This window comes from Jeongeupia chitinilytica, from assembly GCF_014652315.1.
Lineage (GTDB): Bacteria > Pseudomonadota > Gammaproteobacteria > Burkholderiales > Chitinibacteraceae > Jeongeupia > Jeongeupia chitinilytica.
The window spans coordinates 277,256-292,809 of record NZ_BMYO01000003.1; the positions used below are offsets into that span (position 1 = coordinate 277,256).

Below are 15,554 nucleotides of genomic sequence, written 5' to 3' on the forward strand. Positions count from 1 at the left end.
ATCAGGGCGCCGCGTCGACCGTCCCGTCGGCACGGGCCACACCCTGCACGATCTGGGTGGCACCGAAACGGACCCGCACCATCTGCCCCTCGGTCGCATTGTTCAATGCAACCCCTTCGTTGCTGACGTCGATGCCATCCATCCGGAAAACCAGTTTGACGCGCTGCCCCTGTCGGATCACGTTTGCAGCGCGCAGCATCTCGGCACGAACAGGGGCTCCACCTGAAATGGCCGAACCAAGCGTGCGACCGACGGCCTGCGCCGGATCGAGCACGACACTGCCCGGAAGTTGCGCCAGGTCGCCCCTTTGAAGCTGGAGGTCAGTCGCCGCCAGAGCATGCCCCGCGGGCAACGGCCGAGCGGCCACGTAATAGGCAACATCCTGACTGATCTGCACCGGCAGATTGACCGCCCAGCTCGCCCCCGAAACGCAGCGAACCCGCACCTGTGTGTTGCCCAGCAAACGCTGGCCAGGCGCAAGCTGGATGTCGCGCAGCGCGCAACCATCAAGCCGAAGCCGGCTGTCGAGCTGCCCCGCCTTGACCGTGGCAGCAGGCATGGTGGCCAGTTGCAGCCGCACCCACGCCTCGACCTCCCGGCGCAAGGCATCGTTATCCTGAGGTGCTGCGTAGCTGGCTGCGCAGCAACCGAAAAACACCAAGGAGCAGAGTTTTTTCATCGGGCCATTATACCGACCAGTTGTAGCTCCGCCTCTCCCGGACGCTCCTCCGCAAAAAAGCGGCACCCCATCCGGCCCGCAACGCGATCGCAACCAGACCCTGTATTGCTGCGCCTTGCTTGCCCCCCCATGGCCGCTCATGCGCGCACCGCAGCCCGCATCGGTGCTGCGATCGCATACAATCTCCGACCTAACACGGAGCCCGTACATGCTAGATCTGCTTTTCGGCATCACCACCCTGATGGTGCTGCTCGCCGGCGTCGTCGTCGTGCTGCGCCTGCAGCACCTCGCCCGCGTCCAGCAGGATGTTCTCGATACGCTTTCTCAGGACATGGAGGCCAAGCACCGGCAGATGCTGAGCGATCTGCACACGGGGCTGGCGCGCCAGGGCGAGGCGCAGCACGCCGCGCTGGCGCAACATGGCAGCCTGCTGAATGACGCCATCGGCCGGTCGGCCGGACAGCTGCGAGACGCGATGGGCGAGTCGTTCGACCGGCTTCGCGGCGGTGTCGGCAGCGAACTCAAGGACACGCGCGAATCCCTCAACCGGCTGGCCAGCACGCAGGGCGAGTCACTGTCGGCGATGCGTCTGTCGCTGACGTCCACACTGTCGGAGACGCGCGAGCTGGTCCTCAAGCAGCTCGCCGACATCGCCGCAGAGCTCAAGGGCAAGCAGGACGCGCTGCGCGAGGACGTGCTGGTCAAGCTGTCGACCATGCTGGCCGAACAGTCAAAGCGCGAAATGGAGCAGATCCAGACCCTGCTGGCGTCCACCTCACAGCAGCTGACTGCGACGGTCGGCGAGCTCACCAAGACCGCCGATACGCGTCTCGCCGAGATATCCGGAAAGGTCAACGAGCGACTGGACGAAGGTTTCAAGAAAACCAACGAGACGTTTGCCAGCGTCATGGCTCGACTGGCCACGATCGACGAAGCGCAGAAGAAGATCGACGGCCTGACGACCAATGTCGTCAGCCTGCAGGAACTGCTTGGCGACAAACGATCGCGCGGCGCCTTCGGCGAGGTGCAGCTCGAACACCTGGTGCGGAACGTACTGCCGGCACAGGTCTACGAATTCCAGGCCTCGCTATCGAACGGCACCCGTGCCGACTGCCTGCTGCGCCTACCGGAACCGACGGGCACCGTTGCCGTCGATGCCAAATTCCCGCTGGAGAATTATCACCGCATGTTCGCTCCGGACACCGACCGGGTCGTGGCGACACGCGCCTTCAAGGCCGATGTCAAAAAGCATATCGACGACATTTCCGGCAAGTACATCATCGCCAACGAAACCGCCGACGGCGCGGTGATGTTCGTACCGGCCGAGGCGGTATTTGCCGAAATTCACGCCTACCACCCCGACCTCGTGCAGCACGCATTGGCGCGGCGCGTCTGGATCGTCTCGCCAACCACGCTGATGGCGGTGCTCAACACGGCCCGTGCGGTGATCAAGGATGTGGAAACCCGCAAGCAGGTGCACATCATCAAGGAGGCACTGGGCAAGCTGTCGCTGGAGTTCAGTCGCTTCGATGATCGCATGAAGAAACTGGCAACGCACATTCGCCAGGCCAACGACGACGTGCAAAGCGTCGCGATCACCAGCGAAAAAATTTCGCGCCGCTTTGTCGAGATCGAACAGGTTCGACTCGAAGGCGACGATACGGCCAAAATCGAGGCATAAAAAAATGCCCGCTGGCAGGCGGGCATCCAAGTCATGAGGAGAGATGAAGCATTGCGGGCCGTTCCATGGGTTCAGCCGGCACGAACCCATCGTATGCCGTCGCCATCTCCACCTCCACCGACAAACTCACACCTGTGAGTAATGCCGCAGGTGTCGTCTTTTCGACAAACAGAAACGGCCCGCAAGCGACCGGCTTGCAAATCACGACATTAAGCGCTATTGATCTGGCGATTCCGCGCTCAATAAGAATGGAGACCCGATAATGAAATCGCATCTGGCGCTGCTGGCACTTTGCCTGTCGACCGGTCTGGTGCACGCCGAGATCTACAAATGGAAGGACGCCAGCGGCAACTGGCAGTATTCCGACACACCGCCCGCCGGCGCCGACAAAGGCAAGGCGCAAATCGTCAAGACGGCCAAACAGCCGGTGACGGTAACGCCATCAACCTCGGCGCCGGCAAAAACCAGCGCCTCCGCCGCGACCGCGTCGGCCCCGCAAAGCGCGCCGCAGGCCAAAGAAGAGACCAGGAAGGACCCCAAGCAGTGCGCGGAAGCCAAATCGCGACTTGGTTACCTGCAAACCGCGCGATTCAACAGTCTGAACGACAAGGGCAAGGTCGAGTTCATGACCGAGGAACGCAAGAAGGAAGAAATCACCAAGATGCAGGAAGTCATCAAGAAAACCTGCGAATGAAAAAACCGGCCTCAGGCCGGTTTTTATTGATCGCTATTGGTCGCCGCCGCCTTTCTTCATCGCCTTTCCTTCTGCGACCCGCTTGCGACGCACCTCCTTGGGGTCTGCGATCAGCGGGCGGTAGATCTCGACGCGGTCACGCTCGCGCAGAACGGCATCGAGTTTTACGGCCTTGCCGAAAATGCCGACCTTGTTCCGAGTCAGGTCGATTTCGGCAAACTCGTCGAGCAGTCCGGATTGCGCAATCGCCTGTCCGACGGTGGCACCGGCCGATACACGCACGGTGACGAGCTTCTGCCGCCCCGGCGTGGCAAATACCACTTCAATGCTGATCTGCTCACTCATGCTTCACCCATGACGACGGTCGGCTTCTTTGACAAAACAGTCAACGAACGTACTGGTGATTTTCTCGAACACCGGGCCGATCAACACCTCGAGCGTACGGCTTTCGAACTGGTAATCGAGCTCGAATTCGATCTTGCAGGCGTCCTCCATCAGCGGGGTGAAGCGCCAGATGCCTGATAGCGCCTTGAACGGACCATCGGCCAGCTGCATTTCGATCCGGTTGTCGCTGTTGACGTTGCGGGTGCGGAAGAACGACTTGACCCTCAGGAAGTCGATGCGCAAGGTGGTGTCGAGCGTCGTTGCCGTGCGCTCGTGCACCTCGACGCCGCCGCACCACGGCAGGAAGCGCGGGTAGCGTTCGACATCGTCGACCAGGTGGAACATGTGAGCGGCAGAGTGGGGGACGAGAACGGACTTTCGGATTTGCTTCATCGGGCAATGGCGTCGCGCCAAGGGCCGCAAGGGGCTAGAATAGACGGCCTTTCGCCCACGGAACGACTGTCGGAAATGACCGAGTATCCTACCCCCCCCCCTGACGCCATGCAAGCCGGCCTTGCCGCCGACGTTGCCGCACTCAGGCTGCCGCCGCATTCGATCGAGGCCGAACAATCGGTGCTCGGCGGGCTGATGCTCGACAACACGGCGTTCGACAAGATCGCCGACGTGATCAACGAGAACGACTTCTATCGCGAAGATCACCGCAAGATCTGGCAGCACATCGTCAAACTGATCGAGCACAACCGGCCGGCCGACGTGATCACCGTCGCCGAGTCGCTCGACAACTCGAACGACCTGGCCTACGTCGGCGGGCTCGCCTACCTTGGCTCGCTGGCATCGAACACGCCGTCGGCGGCCAACATCCGCCGCTACGGCGAAATCGTCCGCGAGCGCTCGGTCATGCGCCAGCTGGCCGCCGTCGGTGCAGAGATTGCCGAATCGGCCTACAACCCGGACGGGCGCGAATCCGCCGACCTGCTTGATGAAGCCGAATCGCGCGTATTCCAGATCGCCGAGCAGTCGGCCAAGGGCCAGAAAGGCTTCATTGCGATGCCGCCGATCCTGAAGGAGATCGTCGAGCGCATCGACCACCTGTATCAGCAAGACAATCCGTCCGAAGTCACCGGCATCGCCTCCGGCTTCATCGACCTCGACAAGATGACTTCGGGCCTGCAGAAAGGGGATCTGGTCATCGTCGCCGGACGCCCCTCAATGGGCAAAACCGCGTTTTCGGTCAACATCGCCGAGTACGTCGGCGCCGAACTCAAGCTGCCGGTGGCGATCTTCTCGCTCGAAATGGGCGCCGCACAGCTCGGCATGCGGATGGTCGGCTCGATCGGCAAGATCGACATGCACAAGCTCAAGACCGGGCGCTTTGAGGACGAGGACTGGCTGCGCCTGACCCATGCCGTGAACAAGCTTTCCGAAGCGCCGATTTTCATCGAGGAGACGGGCGCACTGTCGGCGATGGATATTCGCACCAAGTCACGAAGATTGGCGCGACAGGTCGGCGGCCAGCTCGGCCTGATCGTGATCGACTACATCCAGCTGATGTCGGGCCGGGCCGGCGCCAAGGACCAGAACCGCGCCACCGAAGTGGGAGAAATATCCCGTTCGCTCAAGGGCTTGGCGCGCGAACTTCAAGTGCCGATCATTGCACTGTCGCAGCTCTCCCGTGCGGTCGAACAGCGGACCGACAAACGCCCGATGATGTCGGACCTGCGCGAATCGGGCGCCATCGAGCAGGATGCCGACGTGATCATGTTCATGTATCGCGACGAGTACTACAACCCGGACACGCCGCACAAAGGCCTGGCCGAGTGCATCATCGCCAAGCATCGTAACGGCCCGACCGGCAAGATCCCGTTGGTGTTCATGGGGCAGCACTCGCGCTTCGACAATGCATTGATGCGGCCGGAGGGCTGGTCGAGCGACCTCGAGTAGATTTCACGACTCACACAAACAAAAAACGCCAATTCATTGATGGAATTGGCGTTTTTTGTTTGCAACCAAAGCGGCGCATCAACGGAAGTAGTTCAGCACCCCTTCAAGCCCGACCCGGTTGATGCAGTACGGCGCCTCTGCCTGCACCTTGGGCTTGGCGTGGCACGCCACACCAAAACCTGCTTCGTGCAGCATGGGCAGGTCGTTGGCGCCGTCCCCCATGGCCACGACCTGATCACGGCGCAGGCCGAGCGATTCACGCAGCGCGATCAGCTCGCTCTTTTTGCGCTCGGCATCGACGATGTCACCATTCACGTGCCCGGTCAGCTTGCCGCCCTCGATCTCGAGCACATTGGCAATCGTCCGGCTCAACGCCAGTCGCGACTGCAGCTTGTCGGTAAAGAAGGTAAACCCCCCCGAGATCAGCAGCGTCGTGGCGCCGGCCGACTGGAAACCGGCGAGCATCTCTTCTGCACCAGCCATCAAATGCAGGCGCTCGTCATAGACACGCTGCAATGCCGACTCTTCAAGTCCGGCCAGCAACGCAACACGGCGGGTCAGGCTTTCGCGAAAATCCAGCTCGCCCCGCATCGCGGCAGCCGTGATCTCGGCCACCTGCGGCTTGATGCCGACCATGTCCGCAATCTCGTCGATGCATTCGATCGTGATCAGCGTCGAATCCATATCCATTACCACGAGGCCGATATCGCGAACACCCAGCTCTTCAGGAATGAATGCAAAGTCGAGCTGATTGCTTTCGCAAAAATCGGCCACCGCCTCCTCGTTGCCGATATGCGCGCCGTGCAGCTTGAACGCGCGCTGGCTGATCGCCTCGATCTGGTGCGCATCGGACAGACGGGCCAATTGCTTCAGGTCCTGCGTGGCGATCTCGGGGGCTTGAATGACGAGGCGGTGCATGGTGATTCCGGTTCGATGGGTTGGTGTGAGGGGCGACGATTATAACGGATCGCCCGGCCTGACTACGCGACGGGCAAGCAGGGAAGGCTTGCACTCGAAACGACTCAGGCGCCGTGACACTTCTTGAACTTCTTGCCCGAGCCGCACGGGCAAGGGTCGTTGCGACCGACCTTGGGCTCCTCGCGTTCGACCCGCTCGACCTGACCGTACTTCTGTTCCAGCCAATAGAACATCACGTCCTCGACAATCCACGGCAGCTCCGAAATCCGCTCCTCGCGCTGTTTGATCGTCAACGGCCTGGCTTCGTCGTCCGGTTCGTGGCCCTCTTCGAGCGCGAGCACCGACGCCACCGAGTCGAACAGGTGTTCGTCCTCGTCGAGCGCCTTCTGCCACACGTCTTCGCGCGCAAGCAGGCCAAGGCGAAAGCCGCTGGCCCAGTAGGCACCCAGCGAGTCCTGCCACTTCTCGTCAGCCCCTTCGTCGGACAGTACCAGCGGAAAGTAGAGTGGCTCCTCGCCGATGTTTTCACGGCGCTTCGGTGCGAACGCGGCACGGACAGCCGCAGCGTGACGACGGATCAGCGAGAACGTTTCCTCGGCCTCGACAGCGTCGTCGAACTCGGGAGGGGTGCCGTCAAACACCTGCGGCAACCACTCGTCCTCGGGCACTTCTTCCGGCCCCACGGCGAGCGCCACCAGAAAGCCGTCGAGCATTTCCAGGTCCATGGTTTCCGCTGGTGTGCGCGGTGACATCAGAAAGGCATCGAGACGGTCGAGTTCGTCTTCGGAGAGGGGTTTGAGCAGATCGGTCATGGTTGTTCCAGTCATTTGTTCAGTTCGACGAGCAGTTCCTTGATACGGACTGCACGCAGTGAGGGTTCGGGCCAGTTGCCCTCGATCCGCATCCGGTCGGGGGGCAACATCTTGTAGTTCTTCTTGCTCTGGATCAGCTGGATCAGCTTGAAGGGTTCGACAACGGTGTTCGGTGCGAACGTCAGCACGATGGCCGAGTCGGCCGCGTCGATCTTCTGGATGCCCATCGGCTTGGCCTGCATGCGCAGCCGGTGGCAGTCGAGCAGCACCTTGGCCGGGTCCGGCAGCAGCCCGAAGCGGTCGACCAGTTCCTGCAGGATGTCGTCAAGCTCGTCCGGCGTTTCGCAGTTGGCCAGCCGCTTGTACAGCGACAGGCGTTCGTGCACGTCCGGGCAGTACTCGTTGGGCAAAAGTGCTGGCGCATGCAGATTGATTTCGGTGGTGATGCCGAGCGGCTGCGACAGGTCGGCCTCCTGGCCCTTTTTCAGCGACTTCACCGCCTCATTGAGCATCTGGCTGTAGAGCGAGAAGCCGATTTCCTGCATCTCGCCCGATTGCGAGTCGCCCAGTACCTCGCCGGCGCCGCGGATTTCCAGGTCGTGCATGGCCAGGTAGAAGCCCGAGCCCAGCTCTTCCATCAGCTGGATGGCTTCGAGGCGCTTCTTGGCGTCGGCGGTCAGCCCTTCGACATCGGGAACCAGCAGGTAGGCGTAGGCCTGATGGTGCGACCGACCGACGCGGCCGCGCATCTGGTGCAGCTGCGCCAGACCGAACTTGTCGGCGCGGTTCATCACGATGGTATTGGCATTCGGAATGTCGATGCCGGTTTCGATGATGGTCGTACACAGCAGGATGTTGAAGCGCTGCGCATGGAAATCGCGCATCACGTGCTCGAGCTCGCGCTCGCGCATCTGGCCGTGCGCGACGCCGATTCGCGCCTCCGGCAGCAGGGCACCGAGCTTCTCGCGCATGTTCTCGATCGTGTCGACCTCGTTGTGCAGGAAAAACACCTGTCCGCCGCGCTTGAGTTCGCGCAGCACCGCTTCGCGGATGATGCCGTCACTGAATTTGGCGACGAAGGTCTTCACCGACAGCCGTTTGCTCGGTGCGGTGGCAATGACCGAAAAATCGCGGATGCCTTCGAGGCTCATCGCCAGCGTGCGCGGGATCGGTGTGGCCGTCAGCGTCAGTACGTCGACGTTGGCACGCAGCGCCTTGAGCTGCTCTTTCTGCCGCACGCCAAAGCGATGTTCTTCATCGATGATCACAAGGCCAAGATTCTTGAATTCGACATCGGGCTGCACCAGCTTGTGCGTTCCGATGACGATATCGACCGAGCCTTCGGCCAGGCCCTTGAGTGCGGCCGTCGTTTCCTTGCCGGAGCGGAAGCGGCTCAGCTCGGCAATCCGGACCGGCCAGTCGGCAAAGCGGTCGGCAAACGTCTGGAAATGCTGTTCGGCCAGCAGGGTCGTCGGCACCAGTACGGCAACCTGCTTGCCGCCGGCCACCGCGGCAAAGGCCGCGCGCAGCGCAACCTCGGTCTTGCCGAAGCCGACATCGCCGCAAACGAGCCGGTCCATGGGCTGACCGACGCGCATGTCGACCAGTACAGCCTCGATCGCGGCGGCCTGATCGGGGGTCTCGTCGAAACCGAAGCCTTCGGCAAAGGCTTCGTAGTCCTGGTGTTTCCACTCGAATGCATGACCCTGACGTGCGGCACGGCGCGCGTACAGGTTGAGCAGTTCGGCAGCGGCATCACGAACCTGCTCGGCCGCTCGGCGCTTGGCCTTTTCCCAGGTGCCGGTGCCGAGGCGGTGCATGGGCGCCGCATCGGCCGCACCGCCGGAGTAGCGACTGATCACGTGCAACTGGGCCACCGGCACGTACAGCTTGTCGCCACCGGCGTACTCGAGCAGCAGGAGCTCGGTCTCGCCCTCGCCAAGGTCCATCGACGTCAGCCCCATGTAGCGGCCGATACCGTGCGCTTCGTGCACCACGGCGTCGCCGACCTTGAGCTCGGACAGGTCGCGCAACATGGCGTCGGCATTGCTGCGTTTCTGCTGCCTGCGGCCGCGCCCCTGTGCCACGGTCGGGTACAGGTCGGCCTCGGTGATGACGGCCAGCCCTTCGGCGTCGAGGATGAAGCCGTTGTACAGCGGTGCGGCCGCAAGCATCAACCGCGTTTTGCTTGCCGCCAGCGCGTCCGACCATGCCTCGACCAGCACCGGCCTGACGCCATATTCGGCAAAGAACTGCGCCATCGTCTCGCGCCGACCCAGGCTTTCGGCGGTGATGAACACCTTGCCCGGGAAACCGGCGACGAAGGCTTCGAGCCGGGCCAGCGGATTGTCGGCCCGGCGGTCGACGGCCAGAGGTGGCAATGCCGACGTCGGACGCGGCTCGTCGCCACCACTGATGAGCTCGACACGGCGCAGCGGCTTGATCAGGCCGAACAGCTCGTCCGGAGCCAGATACAGCTCGCCCGGTTTCAGGATCGGCCGGTCCTTTTCGCCCGACAGGTTGCGGTAGCGGTCCTGCGTGTCGCGCCAGAAGCTTTCGGCGGCATCAAGCACCTTGCCGTGCAGTGCGACGACGGTGTCGCCGGAAAGGTAGTCGAAGAGTGTCGCAGTGTGGTCAAAAAACAGCGGCAGATAGTATTCGATGCCTGCCGGCGTTACGCCGTTGCTGATGTCCTTGTAAAGTTGTGACTTACTCGGATCGCCTTCGAACACTTCTCGGAAGCGTTGGCGGAAACGGGTGCGACCGGCGTCGTCCAGCGGAAACTCGCGGGCAGGCAGAAGCCGGATGTCCGGCACCGGATAAAGGCTGCGCTGGGTGTCGACGTCGAAAGTGCGGATGGTCTCGATTTCGTCATCGAACAGGTCCAGCCGGAACGGCAGGGTCGACCCCATCGGGTACAGGTCGACGAGGCCGCCACGAATGGCAAACTCGCCGGGGCTGAACACCTGTGTGACATGACTGTAGCCGGCAAAGACCAGATCAGCCCGCAGCTTTTCCGGATCGAACTTGCTGCCCTTGGTGATGTTGAAGGTGTAAGCCGTGAGGAACTCGACCGGCGCGAGCCGGCCCATGGCGGTCTGTACCGGCACGATGATGACGTCGGCCTGCTGTTGCCGGATCTGCCAGAGGCTGGCCAGACGCTCGGAAATCAGGTCGTGGTGCGGACTGAGGTGGTCGTAGGGCAGGGTTTCCCAGTCCGGCAGCTGTACGACGGTGCGTTGCGGGGCGAAGAAGCGGATTTCGTCCCGGATGCGGCTGGCATCTTGCGCAGACGCTGTCAGGATGAGTAATGTTTGTGCGCCAAGCCGGTCGAGGAGCCAGGCGTCGGCCGACCCGTGCGGGGTAGCGAGAAGCAGGCGTTCGCCGGCGCGAGGCAGGACTGGGGTGGTCATGGCATGGATGCTGTGATCGGATGGGGCCGATTATACCGGCGTAGCAGCATCAGGAACGCGAACCGGACAGGTCGCCGATAACAAAGCGCAGGCTGGCGCAAAAGAGGAGGGGCAATGTCGGCACGATGGCTGCGCGGGGCGCAACTGGCCTCGCTCTATGCGCTGGCGCAATACCTCTGCTGGCTGTTCTTCGCGCCCGGACAGTATGGTGCGCTGGTTGCCCCGCAGGTCGGCATTGCGGTTGCCGGCCTGTTGCTGCTCGGATCGCGCACCTGGCCCGCCATCGCCGCCGCCGCCTGGGTGCTGCCGATGCTCGGCGGGCTGTCACTCCCTGCTGCACTGATGGTCGCAACAATCCAGGTGCTGCAAGCGCTGCTGATCGTTGGTCTTCTGCCGGGACTGGCCGCTTCCGGCGATGTTCGCGTTCGTGATGCGCTGCGTCTGCTGGTCGCCGGGCCGCTGACCGGCGTTCTGCTGTCGGGTACGCTCGGTGCCGTCGTATTCGGACTGTTCGAGCCGGCGCGCAACCTGAATACCTTCGACGGCTGGGTCGAGCGCGCAATGGGCGAGGCGCTGGGCATCCTCATCGTCGTGCCTTTCGTCGCGGGCCTGCGCTCCGAAATGCGCAGCTTCAGCGCCAACCGGCTGATCGAGTTGACGCTGCTGGTGACGGTCACCGCCGTCAGCACCATGCTGATCTACCGCCATTACGGCGACGGCATGGCCAATCTGCAGTTCCTGCTGTTCCCGCTGATCATCTGGTCATCACTGCGCCTCGGTCACGTCGGCAACGGCTGTACGATGCTGACCGCCATCATGGTCGCCTCGGCCACGCTGCAGACCCGCAGCCTTCCCGGTGGTGACGACCTGTCGATCATCCTGCACCTGTTTACCGTCACCGTCGCCGGCCTGCTGATGGCGGCCTCGTACCGCGACGAAGCGGCCGCGGCGCGCAGTGTCCGACTGGCGGCGCAGGTATTCGACAACGCCTCGGAAGGCATCCTGATCACCGATGCACAGGCACGCATCGTCGCGGTGAATCCGGCCTTCAGCCGGATTACCGGCTTCGAGCAGGGCGAGGCCATCGGCAAGATTTCACGCATGTTCGGCGAACACCGGCGCTCGCGCGAACGCAACCGCGAAATGGTTGCCAGGCTTGCCGAGCTCGGGCACTGGGAAGGCGAGATGCTCGATCGCCGCAAGAACGGCGAAACCTATCCGGCCTGGCTGTCGATCAGCGCGGTCCGCGACGAGCTGGGCGGTGTCAGCAACTATGTCGGCGTTTTTTCGGACTACACGCACCGGAAGGAAGCGGAAATGCGCCTGCATTTCCTTGCCAATCACGACGCGCTGACCCAGCTGCACAACCGCAGCGCGATGCACGCGGCACTCAAGCAGGCGGTCGCCCGCGACGGCGCCAAGCCGTTCGCACTGCTGTTCCTTGATCTCGACCGCTTCAAGGCGATCAATGACAGCCTCGGTCACGACGTGGGTGACGAGCTGCTCAAGGTCATCTCGCAGCGCCTGCGATCATCACTCAAGGAGTGCGACATCATCGCCCGGCTGGGCGGCGACGAGTTCACCGTGATCCTTGACGACATTTCGGGGGCGGACGATGTCGCGGCGGTCGCCGAGCGCCTGCTGTCCAGACTCGGGCAACCGGTCCTGATCCAGGGGCAGGAGCTGTTCGTCACCTGCTCGATCGGCATCAGCCTGTACCCGAGCGATGACCTGCAGCCTTCGCAGCTCTTGAAGAATGCCGATGTGGCGATGTACCGCGCCAAGGAGCTCGGCAAGAACACCTACCAGTTCTTTGCGCCGGAAATGAACGTTCGCGCCTTCGAGCACCTTGTGCTCGAAAACAGTCTGCGCCACGCACTCGAGCGGGACGAGCTGTGCCTGTATTTCCAGCCGCAGGTCGACCTTGCGGCCGGCACGCTCTATGGTGTCGAGGCTTTGCTGCGCTGGTCGCATCCGCAGCTGGGCCTGGTGCCGCCGGCGAGCTTCATTCCGCTGGCCGAGGAAAACGGACTGATCGTGCCGATCGGCGAATGGGTGCTGATCGAGGCATGCAGGAACATGCGCCGCTGGCTGGACGCCGGCCACGACATTCCGCGCGTCGCGGTCAACCTGTCGCCGAGACAGTTCATGCGCGAGCAGCTGCCGCAGCAGGTCGCCACGGCGCTGGCACTGGCCAACCTCCCTGCGGCGCGGCTGGAGCTGGAAATCACCGAAAGCATGATCATGCAGAACCCGGAGCGGGCGGTGCGCATTCTTGCGCAGCTGCGCAACATGGGGGTCCGGCTGGCGATCGACGATTTCGGTACCGGATACTCGTCGCTGTCCAACCTGCGCCGCTTCCCGCTGGATACCCTCAAGATCGACCGCTCGTTCATCGAAAGCATGCCGGAGGACGAGGATAGCGGCGCCATTGCCGAAGCCATTGTCGCCATGGCGCGCAAGCTGAGGCTCAAGGTGGTTGCCGAAGGTGTCGAGACGCAGCAGCAGGCCTATTTCCTGCGCCGCACCGGCTGCCATGTCGTGCAGGGCTACCTGTATGCGCCGCCGCTTGCCGAGGCGGACCTGCTGCGTTACATCGACCAGTACGCACTTCTGAGCCCGGTCGACGGCGAAGTCCGCACACTGGCGGGGTGAAGTCGCGCCGGGCCGGCGGCGGAGTTTGCTAGAATCGCGGTTTCCTTTCGCGATTGCCGGCCTGCCGGCGATGGTGCACGCCATGCAAAACAAACTCATCCACGGCTTTCACGCCGTTTCGTCTCGCCTGAAGCGCTTCCCCGACAGCGTGCGCGAGCTTTACCTGAATGCCGCGCGCATCGACGCCCGCGCCAAGGAGCTGATCAAGCTGGCCGAAGAGCAGGGTGCCAAGGTCGTGCTGGTGGACGCAGCGCGTCTGGACGGCCTGACCGGCAAGGCACGCCACCAGGGCGTTGCAGCCCTGATCGACCCGACCAAGTCCTATGTCGCGCTCGACGACGTGCTCGACACACTCGACGAGCCGCCTTTCCTGCTGGTGCTCGACGGCATCACCGACCCGCACAACCTTGGCGCCTGCCTTCGCGTTGCCGATGCCATGGGTGTGCATGCGGTGATCGCCCCGAAGGACAAGTCGGTCGGCATCAACGCCACCGTGTCCAAGGTCGCCTGCGGCGCGGCAGAAACCGTGCCCTACGTGATGGTCACCAATCTCGCGCGCACGCTGCGCGAACTGAAGGATCGCGACGTCTGGATCGTCGGCACCGCCGCCGAAGGCGATGCCGATCTGCACCACTTCGAAGTCCGCGGCGGCATTGCCTGGGTGCTCGGCAACGAAGGCGAGGGCATGCGCCGGCTGACGCGCGAACACTGCGATCAGCTGGTGTCGATCCCGATGTACGGCTCGGTCGAGAGCCTCAACGTCTCGGTTGCAACCGGCATCGTGCTGGCCGAAACCCGTCGCCAGCTCTCGCTCGCCAAGCGCTGAACGCGAACAAAAAAAGGCCGGCAATATGCCGGCCTTTTTTACGTCCGAAGCACTCAGTCTTCGCGGCGCATTTGCGGGAACAGGATGACGTCGCGGATGCTGGCCGAGTCGGTCAGCAGCATCACCAGACGGTCGATGCCGATGCCGCAACCGCCGGTCGGCGGCAGGCCGTATTCGAGTGCACGGATGTAGTCGGCGTCGAAATGCATGGCCTCGTCGTCGCCCTTGTCCTTCAGGTCGACCTGCGCCTGGAAGCGCGCAGCCTGATCTTCGGGGTCGTTCAACTCCGAGTAGCCGTTGGCGTGCTCGCGACCGACCATGAACAGCTCGAAACGCTCGGTGATGCCCGGGTTGGTGTCGTTGGCGCGGGCCAGCGGCGACACTTCGGCCGGGTAGTCGACGATGAAGGTCGGCTCCCAGAGCTTTTCCTCGGTGGTTTCGTCGAACAGGCTCAGTTGCAGACCGCCGATGCCGTCGGTCAGGACCGGCTTGGCGCCGAGGCGGGCCAGTTCGGCCTTGAGCCACGCGCGGTCATGCAATTGCTCGTCGGTGTACTGCGGGTTGTAGTGCTTGATGGCGCCGGCAATGGTGAATCGCGCGAACGGCTTGGACAGGTCGACCGGCTTGCCCTGATATTCGATTGCGGTGTGGCCGATGACTTCGCGCGCGGCATAGCGGATGACGCCTTCGGTCATGTCCATCATGCGCTGGTAGTCGGCGTAGGCCTCGTAGAACTCCATCATCGTGAATTCGGGGTTGTGCCGCGTGCTCATCCCTTCGTTGCGGAAGTTGCGGTTCACCTCGAATACGCGCTCCATGCCGCCGACGACCAGACGCTTCAGGTACAGCTCCGGCGCGACGCGCAGGAACAGCGGCATGTCGAGTGCGTTGTGGTGCGTCACGAACGGCTTGGCCGTAGCGCCCCCCGGGATCGGGTGCATCATCGGGGTTTCGACTTCGAGATAGGACTCGTTCACCATGTATTCGCGGATCTTCTGCACGATGCGCGAGCGCTTGATGAAGGTGTCGCGGCTGACCTCGTTGGTGATCAGGTCGACGTAACGCTGGCGATACTTCTGTTCCTGGTCGGCCAGGCCGTGGAACTTGTCCGGCAGCGGGCGCAGCGACTTGGTCAGCAGGCGCAGCTGGGTGACCTGCACCGACAGCTCGCCGGTCTTGGTCTTCATCAGCGTGCCGACTGCGCCGAGGATGTCGCCCATGTCCCAGGTCTTGAAGCTGGCGTAGACGTCTTCACCGACCGAGTCACGGCTGATGTAGAACTGGATGCGGCCGCTGACGTCCTGCACCGTGGCGAAGCTGGCCTTGCCCATGACGCGCTTGAGCATCATCCGGCCGGCAACGCTGACGGTCACGTTCCTGCCTTCGAGGTCTTCCTTTTCCAGGCTGCCGTACTTGGCGTGCAACTCGCCAGCGATATCCTCGCGCCTGAAATCGTTCGGGAAGGCGACGCCCTGTTCGCGCAGTGCGCCGAGCTTGGCCCGGCGCTCGGCCATGATCTGGTTCTCGTCCTGCTGGACGACGTTGTCTTGTTGTTCGCTCATCTTGCTTTCCATCAATGCGGGGTCGGTC

At 62.9% G+C, this 15,554-nt stretch carries 12 protein-coding genes; 5 read left to right on the top strand and 7 right to left on the bottom strand.

Translation table 11 applies throughout. The annotated features are described in order from the left end of the window. Position 1: 1 nt before the first annotated feature. A complete protein-coding gene (flgA, locus tag IE097_RS07165) occupies positions 2-679 on the bottom strand; it encodes a flagellar basal body P-ring formation chaperone FlgA (RefSeq protein WP_189459475.1) in 678 nt (225 codons plus the stop codon). 208 nt (positions 680-887) lie between these two features. Here flgA and IE097_RS07170 point away from each other — a divergent pair, with 208 nt between their 5' ends. Then, positions 888-2,360, top strand: a complete 1,473-nt coding sequence (locus tag IE097_RS07170; protein ID WP_189459476.1) for a DNA recombination protein RmuC — start codon at positions 888-890, stop codon at positions 2,358-2,360. Positions 2,361-2,622: 262 nt separating this feature from the next. Next, positions 2,623-3,054 (top strand): DUF4124 domain-containing protein, encoded by a 432-nt coding sequence (locus tag IE097_RS07175; protein WP_189459477.1) that lies wholly within the window; start codon positions 2,623-2,625, stop codon positions 3,052-3,054. Between the two features lie 33 nt (positions 3,055-3,087). Here IE097_RS07175 and IE097_RS07180 read toward each other — a convergent pair whose 3' ends face one another. Continuing rightward, on the bottom strand, positions 3,088-3,399 hold the full coding sequence (locus tag IE097_RS07180) for an RnfH family protein (protein ID WP_189459478.1): 312 nt from the start codon (positions 3,397-3,399) through the stop codon (positions 3,088-3,090). Positions 3,400-3,402: 3 nt separating this feature from the next. Continuing rightward, positions 3,403-3,831 (bottom strand): type II toxin-antitoxin system RatA family toxin, encoded by a 429-nt coding sequence (locus IE097_RS07185; RefSeq protein WP_189459479.1) that lies wholly within the window; start codon positions 3,829-3,831, stop codon positions 3,403-3,405. A 75-nt stretch (positions 3,832-3,906) separates the two neighbouring features. Here IE097_RS07185 and dnaB point away from each other — a divergent pair, with 75 nt between their 5' ends. Further along, the gene (gene dnaB / locus IE097_RS07190) at positions 3,907-5,340 is read left to right on the top strand and encodes a replicative DNA helicase (protein ID WP_373295735.1); all 1,434 of its coding nucleotides are present in this window, start codon (positions 3,907-3,909) and stop codon (positions 5,338-5,340) included. A 78-nt stretch (positions 5,341-5,418) separates the two neighbouring features. On the opposite strand, the gene serB is transcribed toward dnaB, so the two are convergent. From serB to mfd, 3 genes are all read right to left on the bottom strand, one after another. Further along, complete coding sequence (gene serB / locus IE097_RS07195; RefSeq protein ID WP_189459480.1) at positions 5,419-6,258, bottom strand: phosphoserine phosphatase SerB; 840 nt, start codon at positions 6,256-6,258, stop codon at positions 5,419-5,421. Positions 6,259-6,362: 104 nt separating this feature from the next. Then, positions 6,363-7,070, bottom strand: coding sequence for a YecA/YgfB family protein (locus IE097_RS07200; RefSeq protein WP_189459481.1), 708 nt, complete (start codon positions 7,068-7,070; stop codon positions 6,363-6,365). A gap of 11 nt (positions 7,071-7,081) precedes the next feature. Next, positions 7,082-10,483, bottom strand: a complete 3,402-nt coding sequence (gene mfd, locus IE097_RS07205) for a transcription-repair coupling factor (RefSeq protein WP_189459482.1) — start codon at positions 10,481-10,483, stop codon at positions 7,082-7,084. Between the two features lie 114 nt (positions 10,484-10,597). On the opposite strand from mfd, the gene IE097_RS07210 reads away from it, so the two are divergent. Both IE097_RS07210 and rlmB read left to right on the top strand, forming a co-directional pair. Beyond that, positions 10,598-13,138 carry a bifunctional diguanylate cyclase/phosphodiesterase gene (locus IE097_RS07210; RefSeq protein ID WP_229797480.1) on the top strand — a complete coding sequence of 847 codons (2,541 nt, stop codon included), beginning with the start codon at positions 10,598-10,600 and terminating at the stop codon, positions 13,136-13,138. Between the two features lie 82 nt (positions 13,139-13,220). Then, positions 13,221-13,964: a 23S rRNA (guanosine(2251)-2'-O)-methyltransferase RlmB gene (gene rlmB, locus IE097_RS07215; RefSeq protein ID WP_189459483.1), complete on the top strand. Its 744-nt coding sequence runs from the start codon at positions 13,221-13,223 to the stop codon at positions 13,962-13,964. 53 nt (positions 13,965-14,017) lie between these two features. Here the strand turns inward: rlmB and lysS are convergent, their stop codons facing one another. Next, positions 14,018-15,526, bottom strand: a complete 1,509-nt coding sequence (lysS, locus tag IE097_RS07220) for a lysine--tRNA ligase (RefSeq protein WP_189459484.1) — start codon at positions 15,524-15,526, stop codon at positions 14,018-14,020. Between the last annotated feature and the right edge of the window lie 28 nt (positions 15,527-15,554).